14 protein-coding genes and 3 pseudogenes are annotated in these 15,636 nt (G+C 45.7%); 14 read left to right on the forward strand and 3 right to left on the reverse strand.

All coding sequences use genetic code 11. The features are described 5' to 3' along the window. The 7 genes and pseudogenes from HVZ52_RS12020 to HVZ52_RS12050 form a co-directional block, all read left to right on the forward strand. The gene (locus HVZ52_RS12020; RefSeq protein WP_046276354.1) at window positions 1-1,191 is read left to right on the forward strand and encodes an MFS transporter; all 1,191 of its coding nucleotides are present in this window, start codon (window positions 1-3) and stop codon (window positions 1,189-1,191) included. Further along, complete coding sequence (locus tag HVZ52_RS12025; protein ID WP_049040505.1) at window positions 1,188-3,050, forward strand: FAD/NAD(P)-binding domain-containing protein; 1,863 nt, start codon at window positions 1,188-1,190, stop codon at window positions 3,048-3,050. Before HVZ52_RS12020 ends, HVZ52_RS12025 begins: the two co-directional genes overlap by 4 nt. After that, the gene (locus HVZ52_RS12030; protein ID WP_047417697.1) at window positions 3,040-4,380 is read left to right on the forward strand and encodes a hypothetical protein; all 1,341 of its coding nucleotides are present in this window, start codon (window positions 3,040-3,042) and stop codon (window positions 4,378-4,380) included. The genes HVZ52_RS12025 and HVZ52_RS12030 overlap by 11 nt, the downstream gene beginning before the upstream one ends. A gap of 14 nt (window positions 4,381-4,394) precedes the next feature. Next, on the forward strand, window positions 4,395-4,598 hold the full coding sequence (locus HVZ52_RS12035; RefSeq protein WP_016152960.1) for a 4-oxalocrotonate tautomerase family protein: 204 nt from the start codon (window positions 4,395-4,397) through the stop codon (window positions 4,596-4,598). A 146-nt stretch (window positions 4,599-4,744) separates the two neighbouring features. Continuing rightward, a pseudogene (locus HVZ52_RS12040) lies at window positions 4,745-5,374 on the forward strand (2OG-Fe dioxygenase family protein). 8 nt (window positions 5,375-5,382) lie between these two features. Next, window positions 5,383-6,615: an ATP-grasp domain-containing protein gene (locus HVZ52_RS12045; protein ID WP_075849150.1), complete on the forward strand. Its 1,233-nt coding sequence runs from the start codon at window positions 5,383-5,385 to the stop codon at window positions 6,613-6,615. Window positions 6,616-6,728: 113 nt separating this feature from the next. Further along, window positions 6,729-7,579, forward strand: a pseudogene (locus HVZ52_RS12050) (AbrB family transcriptional regulator); the annotation flags it as partial. Here the strand turns inward: HVZ52_RS12050 and HVZ52_RS23165 are convergent. After that, a complete protein-coding gene (locus HVZ52_RS23165; protein WP_249417935.1) occupies window positions 7,535-8,218 on the reverse strand; it encodes a hypothetical protein in 684 nt (227 codons plus the stop codon). The pseudogene HVZ52_RS12050 and the gene HVZ52_RS23165 overlap by 45 nt on opposite strands. 309 nt (window positions 8,219-8,527) lie before the next feature. Here HVZ52_RS23165 and HVZ52_RS12060 point away from each other — a divergent pair, with 309 nt between their 5' ends. From HVZ52_RS12060 to HVZ52_RS12085, 6 genes and pseudogenes are all read left to right on the forward strand, one after another. Further along, window positions 8,528-8,890: a RidA family protein gene (locus tag HVZ52_RS12060; RefSeq protein WP_032947028.1), complete on the forward strand. Its 363-nt coding sequence runs from the start codon at window positions 8,528-8,530 to the stop codon at window positions 8,888-8,890. Between the two features lie 13 nt (window positions 8,891-8,903). After that, complete coding sequence (locus HVZ52_RS12065; RefSeq protein WP_047358844.1) at window positions 8,904-9,560, forward strand: PAS domain-containing protein; 657 nt, start codon at window positions 8,904-8,906, stop codon at window positions 9,558-9,560. Then, window positions 9,547-10,353, forward strand: coding sequence for a PhzF family phenazine biosynthesis protein (locus HVZ52_RS12070; protein WP_047358845.1), 807 nt, complete (start codon window positions 9,547-9,549; stop codon window positions 10,351-10,353). The genes HVZ52_RS12065 and HVZ52_RS12070 overlap by 14 nt, the downstream gene beginning before the upstream one ends. 85 nt (window positions 10,354-10,438) lie before the next feature. After that, window positions 10,439-11,608: a branched-chain amino acid transport system II carrier protein gene (gene brnQ / locus HVZ52_RS12075; RefSeq protein ID WP_115190619.1), complete on the forward strand. Its 1,170-nt coding sequence runs from the start codon at window positions 10,439-10,441 to the stop codon at window positions 11,606-11,608. Window positions 11,609-11,866: 258 nt separating this feature from the next. Then, complete coding sequence (locus HVZ52_RS12080) at window positions 11,867-12,379, forward strand: GNAT family N-acetyltransferase (protein ID WP_047499599.1); 513 nt, start codon at window positions 11,867-11,869, stop codon at window positions 12,377-12,379. 80 nt (window positions 12,380-12,459) lie between these two features. Next, window positions 12,460-12,896 (forward strand): annotated as a pseudogene (locus tag HVZ52_RS12085) (integrase). Window positions 12,897-12,995: 99 nt separating this feature from the next. On the opposite strand, the gene HVZ52_RS12090 reads toward HVZ52_RS12085, so the two are convergent. Both HVZ52_RS12090 and HVZ52_RS12095 read right to left on the reverse strand, forming a co-directional pair. Then, window positions 12,996-13,307 carry a hypothetical protein gene (locus tag HVZ52_RS12090; RefSeq protein ID WP_153646506.1) on the reverse strand — a complete coding sequence of 104 codons (312 nt, stop codon included), beginning with the start codon at window positions 13,305-13,307 and terminating at the stop codon, window positions 12,996-12,998. A 554-nt stretch (window positions 13,308-13,861) separates the two neighbouring features. Next, complete coding sequence (locus tag HVZ52_RS12095) at window positions 13,862-14,332, reverse strand: GNAT family N-acetyltransferase (RefSeq protein ID WP_019076706.1); 471 nt, start codon at window positions 14,330-14,332, stop codon at window positions 13,862-13,864. Window positions 14,333-14,580: 248 nt separating this feature from the next. Between HVZ52_RS12095 and HVZ52_RS12100 the strand changes: the two genes are divergently transcribed. Then, window positions 14,581-15,561: a helix-turn-helix domain-containing protein gene (locus HVZ52_RS12100; RefSeq protein WP_181598279.1), complete on the forward strand. Its 981-nt coding sequence runs from the start codon at window positions 14,581-14,583 to the stop codon at window positions 15,559-15,561. Window positions 15,562-15,636 lie beyond the last annotated feature (75 nt).

Consider the following 15,636-nt stretch of genomic DNA (forward strand, 5'->3'; position numbering starts at 1 on the left):
ATGGATCTTGATCACAATGTTATTGGCCATCGCCAGTTGAGCACGGCTGTCTTCGGTATGATTGTTTTAACGCTGGGGATGGGAATTGGTCGGTTTTTATATACTCCGATGCTGCCGGTCATGTTGCATGAAGGCATTTTTAATTTTTCGCAATTATCGTTAATCGCAAGCGCGAATTACGCCGGATACCTGGTTGGCAGCCTCCTGTTCTCGTTTGGTATTTTTGGTGGCCTGAAGAATATCAAAACGATGTTAATTTGTGCTGCATTAGTCACCGGCCTACTTATTTTTGCGATGGCAGTAGTCACGCACCCTGATATAGTAATTGTTATTCGATTTTTCGCCGGTGTTGCCAGCGCAGGCATGATGATATTCGGGTCGATGCTTATGCTACAGCATACCCATAATCCGTTTGTCATTGCTTCTTTGTTTGCCGGCGTCGGGGTGGGTATTTTTATAGGCAACGAATATGTTATAGCCGGTATCGCATATGCATTAAATTCAAAGCTACTATGGATCGGCGCGTCAATCATTTCAGCTGTACTCTTCATCGCGCTGATTATCTTGCTGCCTGCAAATAAACACGTTCTACCTCCTCAGAAAAAAGCTTCGTCATCCGAGCCGAACATCCAGTGGTGGAATTTAGCATTGTTATATGGACTGGCAGGCTTCGGTTATATCATTGTAGCTACTTATCTCCCTTTAATGGCCCGGGGAGTGGGTAATGAATTTCTGGCCAACCATATCTGGTCTATTGTTGGCCTTGCCGTTATCCCAGGATGCTATGGTTGGTTATGGGCTGCACGCAAGTGGAGCATATTGTCCTGCCTGAGTGTTAACTTAATTGTGCAGGCGAGCTGCGTTGTGATGGCCTCGTTTATCCATTCCCCGCTTTTATTGACCTTGAGTTGTATTGGCTTTGGTGCAACTTTCATGGGAACCAGTTCTCTCGTTATGCCACTCGCGAAAAAGATTTCTGCACCACAGAAAATTAATCTTCTGGGTCTGGTGACGTTAACATATGGCATTGGGCAAATTGCCGGACCATTAATCGTGAGTGCGTTTCAGAACAATAAAAACGGGATGACTATTTCAATATTATCTGGCGCTTGTGCGTTATTTATCGCAGCAGGGATTAGCTATGTTCAACACAGCAAAGTTAAATACTCTCAAAGTTGGAGCAAAGAATGAAAAAGACAACCGTTGCTATTATAGGAATGGGGCCTCGGGGGCTTAGTATTCTGGAAAGGATTTGTGCTCAGCATGCACAACGTAAACAGAATGAACATATTAATATTGTTATCGTTGATAAAAATGCGATGGGTGTAGGTGCGCACAGTTTATCGCAGCCCGACCATTTATTGGTTAACACCGTTGCTTGCCAGATAACATTATTTGGTGATGCGACGGTAAAAAATGCCGGATCTTTCCGTTCAGGGCCATGTTTTCATCAGTGGGCTAATGAGCAGGGCTATAAAAATGTTGATGGCCGTTATTTAAAAGACGTGGCTGGCAAACCAATTGACGCCAACGATTATTTACCTCGTCGATTATTAGGTGAATACTTAAATTGGTTTTATCACGAAATTATCAAAAGTTTGCCTGACAATATCTCGGTTACACAGATAAATCAGCAGGCCAACAACATTCTGATTCAGGACGATGCGAAGTCTATTATTGTCTTGGAAGACAGTCAGCGTGTGGTGGCCGATTACGTCTATTTAACCACTGGTCACAGCGACAACGCCAAAACGTTTGACGATCATCTTGTTGAACGATTTATTGCCAATAATTATAAGAAAAATGAACGCCTGGACTACTATTCGACTCCTTATCCAATAAATAATTTGAATAAAATAACAGCGGAATCAAATGTGATTGTTCAGGGTATTGGTCTGACTGCCTATGATGTCATTTCGCAACTCACTATCGGCAGGGGTGGAAAATTTAGCCGGGAAGATGGTGAGCTTCGCTATCATCCTTCCGGAAAAGAACCGGGTATTTTTATCTATTCACGTAAGGCTCTACCTTTTAGCAGTCGCGGCGCGAATCAAAAAGGCGTTTCTGGGCAGTACTCCCCACGCTTCTTAACGGCAATGGCTATCAGAGAATTGCGGTTGAAAAATGTGTTTGAGAAAGGATCTTCAAAAATCGATTTTCTTGAACAAGTTTTCCCCTTACTGCATAAAGAAATGTGTTATGCCTATCGTTCAACCCTAAATGGGCAGTGGTTAGATGCTGGCTCTTATGAACCGAGCGCTGAAGACATCGCGGTAATTGACAGTGTGCTTTATCCACATCAATCGCAGGAACATCTGAGTTTAAAGGATTATACTCAATGGTTTATGTATTTCCTGCGTAAAGATCTCCAGGAGTCTGAGGAGGGCAATGTCCATGGCCCGATCAAAGCGGCGACAGACATTATTCGTGATGTCAGGGATATTTTACGAGAAGCGATTGATAATTCAGGGCTTGAATCGCGGTCACATCAGTATTTCCTTGAGCATTTTAATCCTATTTTTAACCGCATTGCCGTTGGCCCGCCGAAGTTAAGAAATGAACAACTATTAGCATTAATGGAAGCGAATGTGGTGAGTCTGGCCGGTGGTAAAGATTCAAGGTTAGTATTGAACGACTGCGAAGGAAAATTCGAAGTTCACTCACCTTTTAAAGAAGAGAGTACTGAGATTCAGGCTGATGTTTTAATCAAGGCGAAAATTGCCAGTTTTTCGCCACTACATGACGCTTCACCGTTAATCAGAAATATGACAGCCAATGGTATTGTTCGTCCATTTATGAATGAGGGGTATCACCCGGGTGGGCTGGATATCGATCAATGCCAGCATCCTATTAATCGCATGGGGGAAGCGCAGACGGCTTTTTGGGTGCTGGGCAATCCTGCGGAAGGCGCGAATTTTTACACCTACGTCCTGCCACGTCCGCTGGTTAATTCAAGATTCCTGGTTGATGCAGGCCGTTGTGTCGCAGATATGTATCATCAAATGATGGTGCGGCAGGCTCAGCCAGAGGTAGCGATAAATGCAGACTGAGCAAATCCAGGCCCGTGGCAAGGCGTGGCAATCATTGCAACCTGCGTTAGCGATAACATCATTGCTGGTATTTCTGTTCGCTTGTGCGTTGACGGATAAACATGCGGCGATGTCGGCTATTGCGGGAGTTACCGCCGTGCTCTACTTCGCATCGACATTTGCTTTCTGGTCAAAAAAATCATCCGCCAGAAGTGGTGTGATTATTTTTCTCTGCTCGATGATGTTTCTTCTTGCTACAAACAACCTGAAAGGCATTGTGCTCCCTGCAATTTTTTCGCGATATTTTGATGTGATTTTACTGCTTGTTGGTATTGCCTTATTACGACAAGTCATGGCCTCTCTTAATTTTACAGCTGTTCTGGGAGGATATTTTTCGCGTAGAAAAACATCGAACATGACTTTTGGGGTTACGTTATTGACGGCGTTCTTAACATGGCCAATGAGTCTGGGGGCAATATCATTGCTGCTCGATGGCCTCAAGTCAGTTATTGGGCCAAGATTCAACCTGGCAAAGATTATTACGCGCACCGTATGCATTACGATGGTACTGATGCCAACCACCATCGGCGCTGCTGCCGTTTGGGCGGCAATGCCTGACGTACCGCATCTTAAGGCGATGCTGGTGGGTATCCCTCTCTTTTTATTCAGTATCTTGTTCAACCAAAGCGCAAAAGTGACGGTAATCGCTGAAAACGAGACGGTGACACCCAGCCGTGATGGGATGCGGTATATCCTGCTATGTGTAGGTCTGTTCTGGGGAGTATTCATTTTTTCATTAACGGTACTGAATCTTAATTCACTGCAAAGTATTGCCTTTACAGCAGTTGTGCTCTTTGTTGTCGATCATCTGGTTAAAAAAGATAAACCCTGGGCTGAGCAATTAACTGAATCAGCACAGAATATATCCGGTGAGGTATTGTTGCTTTTAAGCTGTAGTGTGTTGACCTCAGTTTGTTGGCTGCTTTTTTCCCATGTACCTGAGGGTATCACTGCTTATGTTGGCGGGCTGACAACGTTGCAGATCTACGCGATTATTTTGTTCATCGTACCGCTTTTTGGTTTATTAGGTATCCATCCACTGATTATCTTTAGTATCGCATGGTCGATATTTTCTGATTATCTTACGGGGGGGATGGTTGATTATCAGATATGGATTTGCTTATTTATTGCAACTCAGCTTATTTCTCCCGTATCGATCAATGCTATTTTCGCCGCAAACAGTCTGAATGTATCACCCAGTAACACCAGTTTTAAAATGCACTACGGTTATGTTCTATCGTTTAATCTCTTTGCACTTGTTTATCTTGGTGCAATGTCAAAAATTATCTAATAAAAGGAGTTCATATGCCCTACGTAAATATTAAAATTACTAATGAAGGTGCTACCGATCAGCAAAAGAAAAAATTAATGGAGGGAGTGACACAACTATTGGTTGATGTCCTGAATAAAAACCCCAGCACAACCATCGTGGTCATTGATGAAGTGGAGACTGATAACTGGGGAATTGGTGGCGTGCCAGTGACGGAGTTACGTAAAAAAAGCAAGTAGAGTTATTTAAAAAGTAAGGAGCCTGCCTCCTTACTTTTGCCCATAGATTATCAGTATAAAAGAGTCTGCAATATTATTTATTGTTGGATATGCATTTCATATCTTATAAGTAGACTGCTCAAACTACCGTATTAAGGACGTTATCTATGCACGCCTATCATCATATTCGACTGGGGAAGACTTCAGCGAAAGTCAAAAATAGTTTTGATGAATTACTACCCGATCCATGGCTTAAGGCTGAAGATGGTATTTTTCGGTTCAGAAGTTACATGCAGGCCAGGGCCGGACGTGAAAAGTATTTTGATCTGTGCGCAGTGGGTGAGTTTTTTCAAGCGGAAAAACTGAACAATTACGCTGGCGGTATTGCAAGAAAATACCCAGAAATAAAACAAGACGTTGCTGAAGAAGTGATGAATCTGGTGTTTCGTAAGCTTTTACCATTGCTTCCAGACACGACTTACAATATTGGCATTCATCAAATAAGAATAACGACAGATGACCGAAGGCCTGGATAACCCGCTCCAGAGGGTATTCATAAAGATGGTTTTAAGTACATTGCAATCTATTGCAGCGAAATTGAGAATGTGACTGGTGGAGAAACCACGCTTATTCCTAATCATGATGGGGGCAATGATGCCTCTACGTTCAAACTGCATGCGGGCGATGCAGTAATATTCAATGATGTGAATTATCAGCATTATACCGCGGCAGTGGTTCCTTTGTTGCCAGGAAAAGGTTATCGGGATGTATTTGTCATTACATTTGATATTGAATGAGAAAAACAATGAATATATTGCTGTGTCCACCAAAAATTATTTTTCAGCACTCACGTGAAGAGTGGCAGTCATTGCAATCAGTGGCCCCGGTTCTGATTGCAACGTGCGCAAGCCAGATCGATAATATTCTTGATCATATGGGGGCAGGTTTTTCTTTCCTTTTTTATGAAAACTTTAATGATAATCCCTTCGTGGAAATGGATATTTACCACTACGCCCAGGACAATAAAGCAACGGGTATCTTTTACCTCGCCGAAATCGATGTTCTGAGGGCCGCGCGAATCAGCGATCGTCTGGGTTTGACACACGACCGTGAAAAAAAGGCCATGTTCTTCCGTGATAAATTTATGATGAAATCGCTTGTTCAGTCTCATCAGTTAGCGGTTCCTGCTATGGCACGCGTCGACAGTGCGACTGCGATGGCGCGATTCATTGCCGAACAGGGATATCCCTGCGTCATCAAACCTAATGATGGGCGTGGATCACAGGGCGTGGTGGTTCTTAAAAATGAAGGCCAGCTTTATAAATATCTGGCGCAGGTTAAGCCGCCAGAGTATCACAATCTGCTCATTGAAAAATTTATCGAAGGCGAAGCTTATCAAATTAATGCGTTGTATTTAAAAGGAAAGGCAATATTTGTTTCTGCATCTCGTGCAACCGTCTCCTGCCTGGATTTTCTATCCGGGAAAACATTAGGTCTGGTTATGGAAGATGACACGCCGCTGCATCGTAAACTGATTGCCTACACCAAATATCTTGCTGAAGAGGTTTTTCCAACGGAAGAAAACGCATTGCTTCACCTTGAAGTTTTTGTTGATAAAGATAACAACATTATTTTTGGCGAGCTTGCTTGCCGATTAGGTGGCTGCTTTGTCAATGAAGAATTAGGGGCCGCTTTTGGTCTTGATCCTCGAATGACCTGGCTTAAAGCCAGTTTATGCGAAATCTATCCGCAGGATTTATCGCAAAGACAACCCGTTTTACGGGTTGGCCAATTAAATGTGCCGCCTGCACAGGGCACGCTCCTCTCTATTGCGGAAAAATGTCCATTGCCTTTTGTGGTTAAATATCGGGCAACAGGTGTCGTCGGCCGCCAATATGACGCGATGAAATTAACAAATGGCGAGATCGTGAGTGCTATTGTTCAAGCGGAGTCCAGCCGGGAAATACACGAACGTCTTGATGCATTGACCCAATGGGTTGCTGAAAATACCCTTTGGGTTAACGAAACCGTTCACTGAGTATTAAACACTCCCGGTAGCCAGGAGAAAGGTGTATGAAATTATTGTTAGGTTTTGCTCTTTGTATCCTGGCTGGGTTGGGTTTTACCTATTGCAACGTTCCGTTAGGTATGATGTTTGGCCCCCTTATTACCGTGCTGGTGTTAAAACGTACCGGTCTTTCTGTGCCAGTGCTGCCGGGCAGCCTGACGGTGATTCAACTCTCTCTTGGTACGTCAATTGGTCTTTTATTTCGCGATTTTTCTTTTGGGGCGCAAGGAAATATCGCATTTTTACTGGTGTTGTTATTAGTATGCTTATCCCTGCAATTCACCGCATGCTACTTGTGGTGTATTCACCGATTACGCTGGAGTAAGAAAGAGGCGTTATTGGGCGCCGTTCCGGGGGCAATGGCAGCGGTATTAGCGCTAGCGTCCCATGTTAAAACGCCGCCGCAAAAAATTATCATTTCGCACTCGCTACGGCTCATCACATTGACCTTATTTGCCGGATATATTACCGGCGGTGCGCAAACCCATATGGCCATGCCGCCTGTATTGTTTGCAACGACTAATGTGCTCTGGCTATTGGGTATTGTCTTTGCGGGCTATGTGTTGGGCAAATGCCTTGAACGCTTCCACTTTCCTGCGCCCTTTATGATCACGTCGTTGCTTTGTGCAGCACTCCTGCACCCTTTGTCATCTCAGACTGTGTTTTTTCCCGATATTTTCAATCAGTTCAGTATGATCCTGATGGGCATATTACTGGGGCATCATTTTATTGCGTTTACGTTGACTGCATTTTTGCGTCATCTTTGGTCTTCAATACAGCTCATTGCTATTGGACTGGGTGTGACGGTCATGATGGCATTTACAGCGGCGCATCTTCTGGATTATCCATTTTATTTATTGATGCTCTCCTGGTTCCCGGGAGCGTGGAATCAATGTCCTTTGCGGCACTGGCGCTTAACGCGAATGCGAGTTTTGTGATGGCAAGCCATATTATACGCATGTTGCTCATCCAAACGATCCCTGCAATAGTTATCTACCGCAAAAGAGAGGTTATAGAAGGTAATAGCGCTAAAACCAGTAAGCCGACGAGGCCGCTGTAGGGGGTTATGACCTCCGTTATGAGCATAACGTTCGTTGCGAATTTTATACAGCTCATCATGAACAGCCCGTAGGTGGACAGGGAGATCATTCCGCTGGAGAACGCAAGTGCCATTGCTTTTGGCGAACAAACGTGCGTAGCTGACCACAAAAGCGGTTGTTAACATCTCCTGTTCCATCATCGATTCAGTAGTGATTTCAAACTTGGTCGTACGAAGCCGACGATAAATGTAACTAAGGCTTGTTGTAGTAGGTATTACCTTTATAAGTCTAATCAGACTTTCAATCTCTTTATCGCAACCGCTAATAATCTCCGCCCCTTTCTTCATTATTTGTTCAAAAGGCGCTCTTAGATCAGCTGGTAATTTGCTAAAAAATTCTTCAGAGACGCTGTAATAGTCGTTGCCTTCAAAAATAGGAGGTGGTGACATAGCTATCTGGGTAAACCCTGTGTTGAGAAATTGCACCATTTTCAAACTAACTGGCGGTGTAAGTATCCCTGCAAAACGAATCATTCACTTTTATAGAGCTTCCGACTGACTGCTTTTGTGCTTACGAGACTAACTTCCGCTCCTCGCCCACAACGGACATTCGCTCAGTTAGCTTATCCGTTCAGTACCAGAAACAGACGAGCTTGTCCTTACAGAACTTAAACGCGGGTCAGAACATGTCCCCTCCCGTCAACAAAGCATCTGTCGATGCTCAGCTAGTGGCGATGCATGAAAACCACAAAATCAACAAATGTTTAAAATAATAATTTTGTTTAATTAAAAATAAAGTCATGCTACCGTGCTACTACACTTTCTTTAGGGCAAATCTGACACATGTCTATCGTACGCTACCCCACGACCAAGCCTTTTCCCTTTTCAGACGCCGTGCAGGTGAACGGGTTTGTTTTTCTTTCAGGCCATGTCGCCATGAGCCCCGAAGGTGAACCGTTGTATGGATCTGTCACCCAGCAGACCCGGCATATCATGCACGCCATCCGGGAAACTCTGGCGCGGGCGCATACGACGCTGAACCACATTGTGAAAGTCCAGGTTTGGTTAAGCAGCATGGAGCACTTTAGCGAATTCAATGTTGCTTACAGCGCGTTCTTCCCGGAAGGTTTCCCCGCAAGGAGCGTCGTCACCAGCCACCTTGCATTTGATTTAGACGTCGAAATAGAAGTCCAGGCCGTTGTCTGATGGAGAGAGCAAAATGAAAGACGAACGTGAACGTTTAATCACTATTTTGACGGCTTCGCTTGAGGCATTGAGAACCACGCTTCCCTTAAACACAGAAGCGGTTCTGCATGACCTTACCCGCCCCGAATCGTCCGTGATAAACATCATTAATGGACACGTCAGCGGCAGGAAACCCGGTGATGCGCTGTTGTCCGGCCCGGAAAATGACACGGGATTTTTAGGTTTACTGGATGCTTCGCAGCGTGTTCCCAGTCAGGTATTCAGTGGATATACCACCACCACTCTCTCTGGCACCACGTTGAATAGCGCATCGACGATTTATTACAGCAAGGACGGCGTGCCGTTAGTGGCTTTTTGCATTAACGTCGATATGGATGTGGTATCAAAACTCAAACGCGACCTGGACTATTTACTCCATCCGGCCGCCGCGGCTGAAACGCCGGAAAATCCGCTAGGTGATATTCAGGATAAATCTCTGGATGACGTTATTTCGAAATTCAGACCCACGGGTTCAGAAAATAAAATTGATTTCAGAAAACGGGTTATTTCTGAAATACATGCTCAGGGCTTTTTCAAGATTAAAGGCAGCGTTAATCATGTCGCTAAAGCGCTGGGCGTCACCCGATACACCGTTTACAACTATCTGGATAAATTAAATGACAAAGTCTGACACCACAGTAATTCCTTTTTATCAGGTTGATGCTTTCACCTCTCAACCTTTTGGCGGCAACCCGGCGGGCGTTTGTCCGTTAACTGCGTGGCTGCCTGACGCTGTTCTGCAAGCCATCGCCACGGAGAATAATCTTTCTGAAACCGCGTTTTTTGTGCCGTTCGAGGAGGGTTATCAACTGCGCTGGTGTACGCCTGCGGTTGAAGTGGATTTGTGCGGTCATGCCACTCTCGCTGCATCCTGGGTGCTGTTCAACAAGCTTGGCTACCAACAAGAAACTATCAGCTTCCACACCCGCAGCGGCCTGTTGACGGTGAGTAAGAACGGGGACGAACTCTGCATGGACTTCCCGGCTAAATCGGCCATAAAGATTGATACTCCTGATGGGCTGCTGGCAGCCCTCGGCATTACCGACGGTGTTATCGGGGTGTGGAAATCGGACGATCTGATTGTACTGGTCGATGACAAAACCATCATCGACGGGCTTAATCCTGACTTCAACAAGCTGGCGGTATTCGACACCCGCGGCGTGATCGTGACCGCCGCTGATAACCAGTTTGATTTTGTGTCCCGTTGGTTCGGCCCGCAGGTCGGCGTGAACGAAGATCCCGTCACCGGGTCGGCACACACTTTCCTCGCCCCGTTCTGGGCGGCGCGTACGGGTAAAAATGTCCTGACCGCTCAACAAGGCGGGAAGCGTAAAGGGGCGTTGCGCTGCGTGGTTCGGGATGACGGGCGCGTGGAATTGCATGGCTTCGCTCGTATGACCATCGAAGGAATATTCCAGTTGTAATGACGATGTATGACCGGAACAGTAACCAGGCATATAATGACCACGCCTTCCAAAGCATGATGTTTATATAAAATAAGAGTTAATAATGACAGCAAACACCAGACTTTCATTGCCAGAGACAATGGCTCTTGGCGGGATGACCCTTGCGCTTTTTTTGGGTGCAGGCAATATTATATTCCCGCCGCTGGTCGGCATGCAGGCTGGCGCAAACGCCTTTAATGCAGGCTTTGGCTTTATCATCACAGCGGTTCTGTTCCCGGCGCTGGCGATTATTTCCCTTGCCATTAATGGCGGTGATATCGCGGAATTAACGAAACCCTTAGGCAAATGGCCGAGCCTGATTTTTATTGGCATTTGCTTTTTAACGCTGGGGGTTTTATTTGGTACGCCACGCACCGCGACGATTAGCTACGAGGTCATCACCGATGGCGCAGCTAGTTCCCTGATGCAGAAGATTATATTTTCCGCCGCGTTCTTTGGCCTTGCTGGCGCGACGCTGGCTAAACCCGGAAAACTGCTGGAAATCGTCGGTTTCTTCCTTTCGCCCATTAAAATTAGTGCCCTGATTTTTATCGGCATATGTGCCTGGTTACATCCGATTGGTGACCTCACGACCGCCACAACCGCGTATCAAACTCGCGCATTCGATACAGGGTTTGTCAACGGTTATCAGACCCTGGATGTGATCAGTGCGCTGTGCTTTGGCGCCATTATCACCCACACGCTTAAGCAGCGCGGGATCCACCATCCGCGGGGCATCTTCACCCATTCCACCGCCGCAGCCTTTATCGCCGCTGCAGGTCTGAACGTGATTTATATCTGCTATCTGTCGATGGGGTCCCACAGCCCGGTGCGGGGCGCAACGAACGGTATGCAGGTGATGAGCGCCTATGTCGAGACTGTTTTTGGCGTTTATGGCCGGGTGTTGTTGGCGGCGATCATTACCCTCGCCTGTCTGGTCACGGCCATTGGTCTGACGACCGGAACGGCGCGCTATTTCAACCAGACGACCGGTGCGTCTTATGGACTGCTGGTGACGCTCTCCCTGATGGTGTCAGCAGCACTTGCCGTGCTGGGACTGAATTCCCTCACCGCAATGGCGGTTCCCGTGCTGTGCGCCATTTACCCGGCTGCGTTGGTCGTGGTCGCGCTGGGCATCGTTAGAAAATGGACAGACGTGCCGACGAATCTGTATCAGTTGCTTTTCTATAGCGCCCTGGCAGTGGGAATAATGAGCTTGTTTGTAAAATCCTGAATGAACAGCCGCAAGTTCGGAAGATGTATTTTCATTTTCGCTCAAAGCAGACCAGGCAATCAGTTGGCCTGTCTGCTTCGAGCCAGAAGCTAACATCGATAAAAAATAACTTAATGGTCGAGCTCCACCAACTTCAGACCTTAGATTGCGTATTCAAAGTTTGAGGGTAAGACAGTCACAACGGACATGTAGACTTAACAGGCCGTATATATTACAAATTTAATATCACTTTTCTCTCATAAAGTAAGGGCCTATCCCATGTCTTTAATCATACGACAAGCAACATTAGCCGATTCGGGATTACTAAATGAGCTTGGCTACCGCTTCTATACTGCGCACTTTAAGCATATGTGGAAGTCAGAATCAGAATTTGATAATTATTTGGAGGGTGAATATTCACTTCCTGTTATTGAGCAGAGTATTAATGATAAAAACATTAGCTGGTATATAGTTGAAATCGAGCAGCCGATTGGTTTTGTGAAGCTGACATGGCAAGCAACTGTCCCGAATACAGACATCAGCGGTGTTTTACTTAATAAACTCTACCTTGCCCCAACCAAAACGAATCAGCATTACGGTCAACTAATGTTTAATAAAGTCATAGATCTTGCCCGAAGTCAGGGGAAAAAATATTTATGGCTGGAGGTTCTTGAACAAAATGAACGTGCTCAAAAATTCTATAAAAAGCAGGGAATGAAACACATCAGCGACATCATTTTCGAAACAAATTCACAGAGGAGCATACTCAAGTTAATGGGGATGTGTATATAAGTTCTGCCCTCGCTCATAAGGCACAACCATACTCAAATCTCCCACATTGCAGGCGATTTGAGTATGAAAAGTCACCGTGGATCAAAGACCGTATCATCGGCCAAAAAAGACCACTTCAGATATCTCATATCTGGGGATATCCGAATCTGGCTTGAACTGGAAGGTAAAACACGTGATTTAGCTCTGTTCAATATGGCCTTTGACAGTAAACTACGAGGCTGTGATCTGGTCAAACTCAAAATATCTGATGTTGCATATGGTAGGATCTTGCCAACATATCTCAACCCGACAATACAGCCATATTTTTCATGGATGGATAGTGAAGCTTGGCCTCAACGATTCGCTGTACAGCACACATTCCATGAGAAGAACAAAACCTTACCTTATCTACAAGAAAACCAAGAATATCCGGGTGATCCAACTTCTGTTGGGCTATAAGAAACTGGAAAGCTCAGTCCGTTATCTGGGAATTGAAGTCGATGATGCGTTAGATATCACTGAATCGATTGAAGTCTAGGGTTGTCAGGGCTGCAACAGCAGCCCTGTGCCAGGAGCGGACATATTATCACTACTGTAAATCAACCAATCGGAGGCAGAAGACCTGGCTTTACTATTCTTACAAAGCGCTATGAATAGCTTTAACAAGCTCCTCAACAGAAACATTTTGCAAGCTTAGTGATACTGTATTTTTACTCTGCAAAATTAATGAATTATCTAGAGGAATTGATGTGCCAAAAATTTCCACAAGGTCTGTTGCGAGTATATCACTCATCTGGATTGAGTAGTTTTGGGTTGAATCAAGGTCAAGGGTTGCACCGTTGGCGCACATGGTGCGGCAAGGACCATTCGGTTCATAATAGACAGCAATACACCCGTTTGGACAAGATATAGAGCAAGATGGATGACCAGGAGCAGTACAAGTCGTCATTGTTGTTTCCTCATCAAGTGATAGCTCTTCTTTCAAGGTTAAGTTGAGAGAGCCGGAAGCTCAGCCAAAATAACTAACTGAATAGTCATGATTCAAGAATGGAAAGCTTTTTCATCAAAACAGGGGTAATAAAATGTAATTATCACCCATTACTCAATAAGATTCAGAGAAATCCTATGAATCAATAACGCAAGACGAAAATCAAACTTAAAAATGAATAATCCTTCATTTAAATAACCTATAGAAATTGATAATTTTCATACAGCACTTGCGACCAACTCATATATTTTAATATAACTCTCTGCGATGTTTTTTCATCACACCTAATAATGAATAATTATTTTCACGATAATACTATAAGACGATTGAACGTGGCGGCAAATAACGATCTGCCTTATTATTTATTTCGGCACCTGTCTGAGCGTTACTCTTTAACATGGTTGAATTTACACAAATTTATTAATGGTGCATCCAGGATTGTGGCTTAAAAGCACAGCCAATTTAGAAGTCAATGACCGCCCTCGCTGATCGCGGACCTTTAGCCCAGTTATCTTCTATTTTTTCACCAAATATTTCCGCATCAGTGCATTTTGTAATGTCACTCCGCGACAGGCAGGAAACCCACGTTCCACAACATGAAAGCCGTGTCGTAGAAAGAACGCCTCCGCAGCCTTACTGACATTTGAAGTCAGTTCGCCAATTCCACGTTGTCTGGCTTCTTCATGAATGCGATTCATCAATAGTGTCCCTACTCCCTGTCTCGGGTAGGTTCCCGAGACAAAGAAATGGTCAATGTACCCATTTGGCTGAACATCTGCATATCCAGCTATTTCACCATCCACTTCAACAACAAAGGGGCGTAATTCCTTCATATGATTGGCCCATTGTTCCGGGTCGATATCCGTTGGGGCCCACGCATCTATTTGTTCCTGTGTGTAGTAGTGTGATGCGAGGGTATGTACAGAAGATAAAAAGACGCTGAATAACGAAATTTCATCTCCATTACTAAACCTTCTGATTTTCATAAGACCTCGTCAGGAGAGTGACTTGTAGAACAATACCATTTTTGGTGTAGCAGAGCGTCAGCCCCTCGTGGTGAGTTTAATGGGTCAATGCAACGCTATTCTTAATCAAGGGAGATGCTCAGGCAACGCCGTTGAGTCAACATCAAACCATCGGCCTGTGGCGGTAATGTCGCTACGCCACGGGTAAGGCTTTTTCCAGTTGAGTATGTAATATTGACTTATTGTGTAAAAAGATTACTTTTCAGGACATGAAGAAGATACTCATTATTGTTCCCGATGGCGGTATGCTGTTTGAGTCCGCCGGTATTGCCGACATTCTGATGCAGGCCAACCGCCTGCATCCCAAAGGCGCTACGGAGACGTGTTACCAGGTTCAGTTAGCGACAACGCAACCGCATCAGGTGATCCATGGTCAGTCCGGCCTAAATCTACTGGCAGATCATCGACTGCATGAGATAGACCCTCGCGAACCTCTCGATACCATCATCATCACTGGCAGAGGTCAAAACCCGCAGGAAGGGATTGCGGTGGTTGACTGGCTACGCCTTGCCGCTCCCCACGCCCGCCGCATTGCATCCATTTGCGGCGGCGCGATGCTGCTGGCAGAAACCGGGCTGCTGGACGGCAGACGAGCCACCACCCACTGGAAGCTACTGGAAACCATGCAGGCAGAATTCCCAAAGGTGCGCGTCGAAAGCGGTCCGCTCTATATCCAGGACGAACATATCTGGACATCAGGTGGCGTCAGTTCCGGCTTTGACCTGACGTTAGCGTTAGTTGAAGAAGATTACGGCTTCAGTCTGGCGCGCGACGTCGCTCAGGATTTCGTCATGTACCTGCGCCGTCCCGGGGGACAACTCCAGTTTAGCCGCTACAACCTTCAGCAGACCAGCACCCTGGGCCCGATTAACGATCTGCTCACCTGGCTGCTTGAGAACCTCACCGCCGATCTCAGTGTGGATAAACTGGCGGAAAAAGTCGCCATGAGTCCGCGTAATTTCACCCGCGTGTTTACCCGAGAAACGGGCGTATCACCGGCACGCTATGTGGCTGAAGCCCGTCTGGCCGCAGCACGACAGCGTCTGGAGCAGACCAACGAGACGCTGGAGCGTATCGCCGAACAAACAGGATTTGGCAGCAGCATTAACCTGCGACGGCTGTTTGAAAAACAGCTTCACCTGACGCCTGGTGAATATCGTCAGCGCTTTCACTGTCGTAAAATGGCGTAAAATGATCCTTTTTTGTCATTTACGCCAACCCGTGACCGGCCTAAATTTACTCCAGAGACAACAGATAAGGAGTTC

This window comes from Citrobacter sp. RHB36-C18 (genome assembly GCF_013814485.1).
GTDB lineage: Bacteria > Pseudomonadota > Gammaproteobacteria > Enterobacterales > Enterobacteriaceae > Citrobacter > Citrobacter braakii.

Bases quoted from the DNA above. Each gene is read 5' to 3' on its own strand.
- HVZ52_RS12020 (WP_046276354.1), top strand. From the start codon at position 1: ATGGATCTTGATCACAATGTTATTGGCCATCGCCAGTTGAGCACGGCT.
- HVZ52_RS12025 (WP_049040505.1), top strand. From the start codon at position 1,188: ATGAAAAAGACAACCGTTGCTATTATAGGAATGGGGCCTCGGGGGCTT.
- HVZ52_RS12030 (WP_047417697.1), top strand. From the start codon at position 3,040: ATGCAGACTGAGCAAATCCAGGCCCGTGGCAAGGCGTGGCAATCATTG.
- HVZ52_RS12035 (WP_016152960.1), top strand. From the start codon at position 4,395: ATGCCCTACGTAAATATTAAAATTACTAATGAAGGTGCTACCGATCAG.
- HVZ52_RS12045 (WP_075849150.1), top strand. From the start codon at position 5,383: ATGAATATATTGCTGTGTCCACCAAAAATTATTTTTCAGCACTCACGT.
- HVZ52_RS23165 (WP_249417935.1), bottom strand. From the start codon at position 8,218: ATGATTCGTTTTGCAGGGATACTTACACCGCCAGTTAGTTTGAAAATG.
- HVZ52_RS12060 (WP_032947028.1), top strand. From the start codon at position 8,528: ATGTCTATCGTACGCTACCCCACGACCAAGCCTTTTCCCTTTTCAGAC.
- HVZ52_RS12065 (WP_047358844.1), top strand. From the start codon at position 8,904: ATGAAAGACGAACGTGAACGTTTAATCACTATTTTGACGGCTTCGCTT.
- HVZ52_RS12070 (WP_047358845.1), top strand. From the start codon at position 9,547: ATGACAAAGTCTGACACCACAGTAATTCCTTTTTATCAGGTTGATGCT.
- brnQ (WP_115190619.1), top strand. From the start codon at position 10,439: ATGACAGCAAACACCAGACTTTCATTGCCAGAGACAATGGCTCTTGGC.
- HVZ52_RS12080 (WP_047499599.1), top strand. From the start codon at position 11,867: ATGTCTTTAATCATACGACAAGCAACATTAGCCGATTCGGGATTACTA.
- HVZ52_RS12090 (WP_153646506.1), bottom strand. From the start codon at position 13,307: ATGACGACTTGTACTGCTCCTGGTCATCCATCTTGCTCTATATCTTGT.
- HVZ52_RS12095 (WP_019076706.1), bottom strand. From the start codon at position 14,332: ATGAAAATCAGAAGGTTTAGTAATGGAGATGAAATTTCGTTATTCAGC.
- HVZ52_RS12100 (WP_181598279.1), top strand. From the start codon at position 14,581: ATGAAGAAGATACTCATTATTGTTCCCGATGGCGGTATGCTGTTTGAG.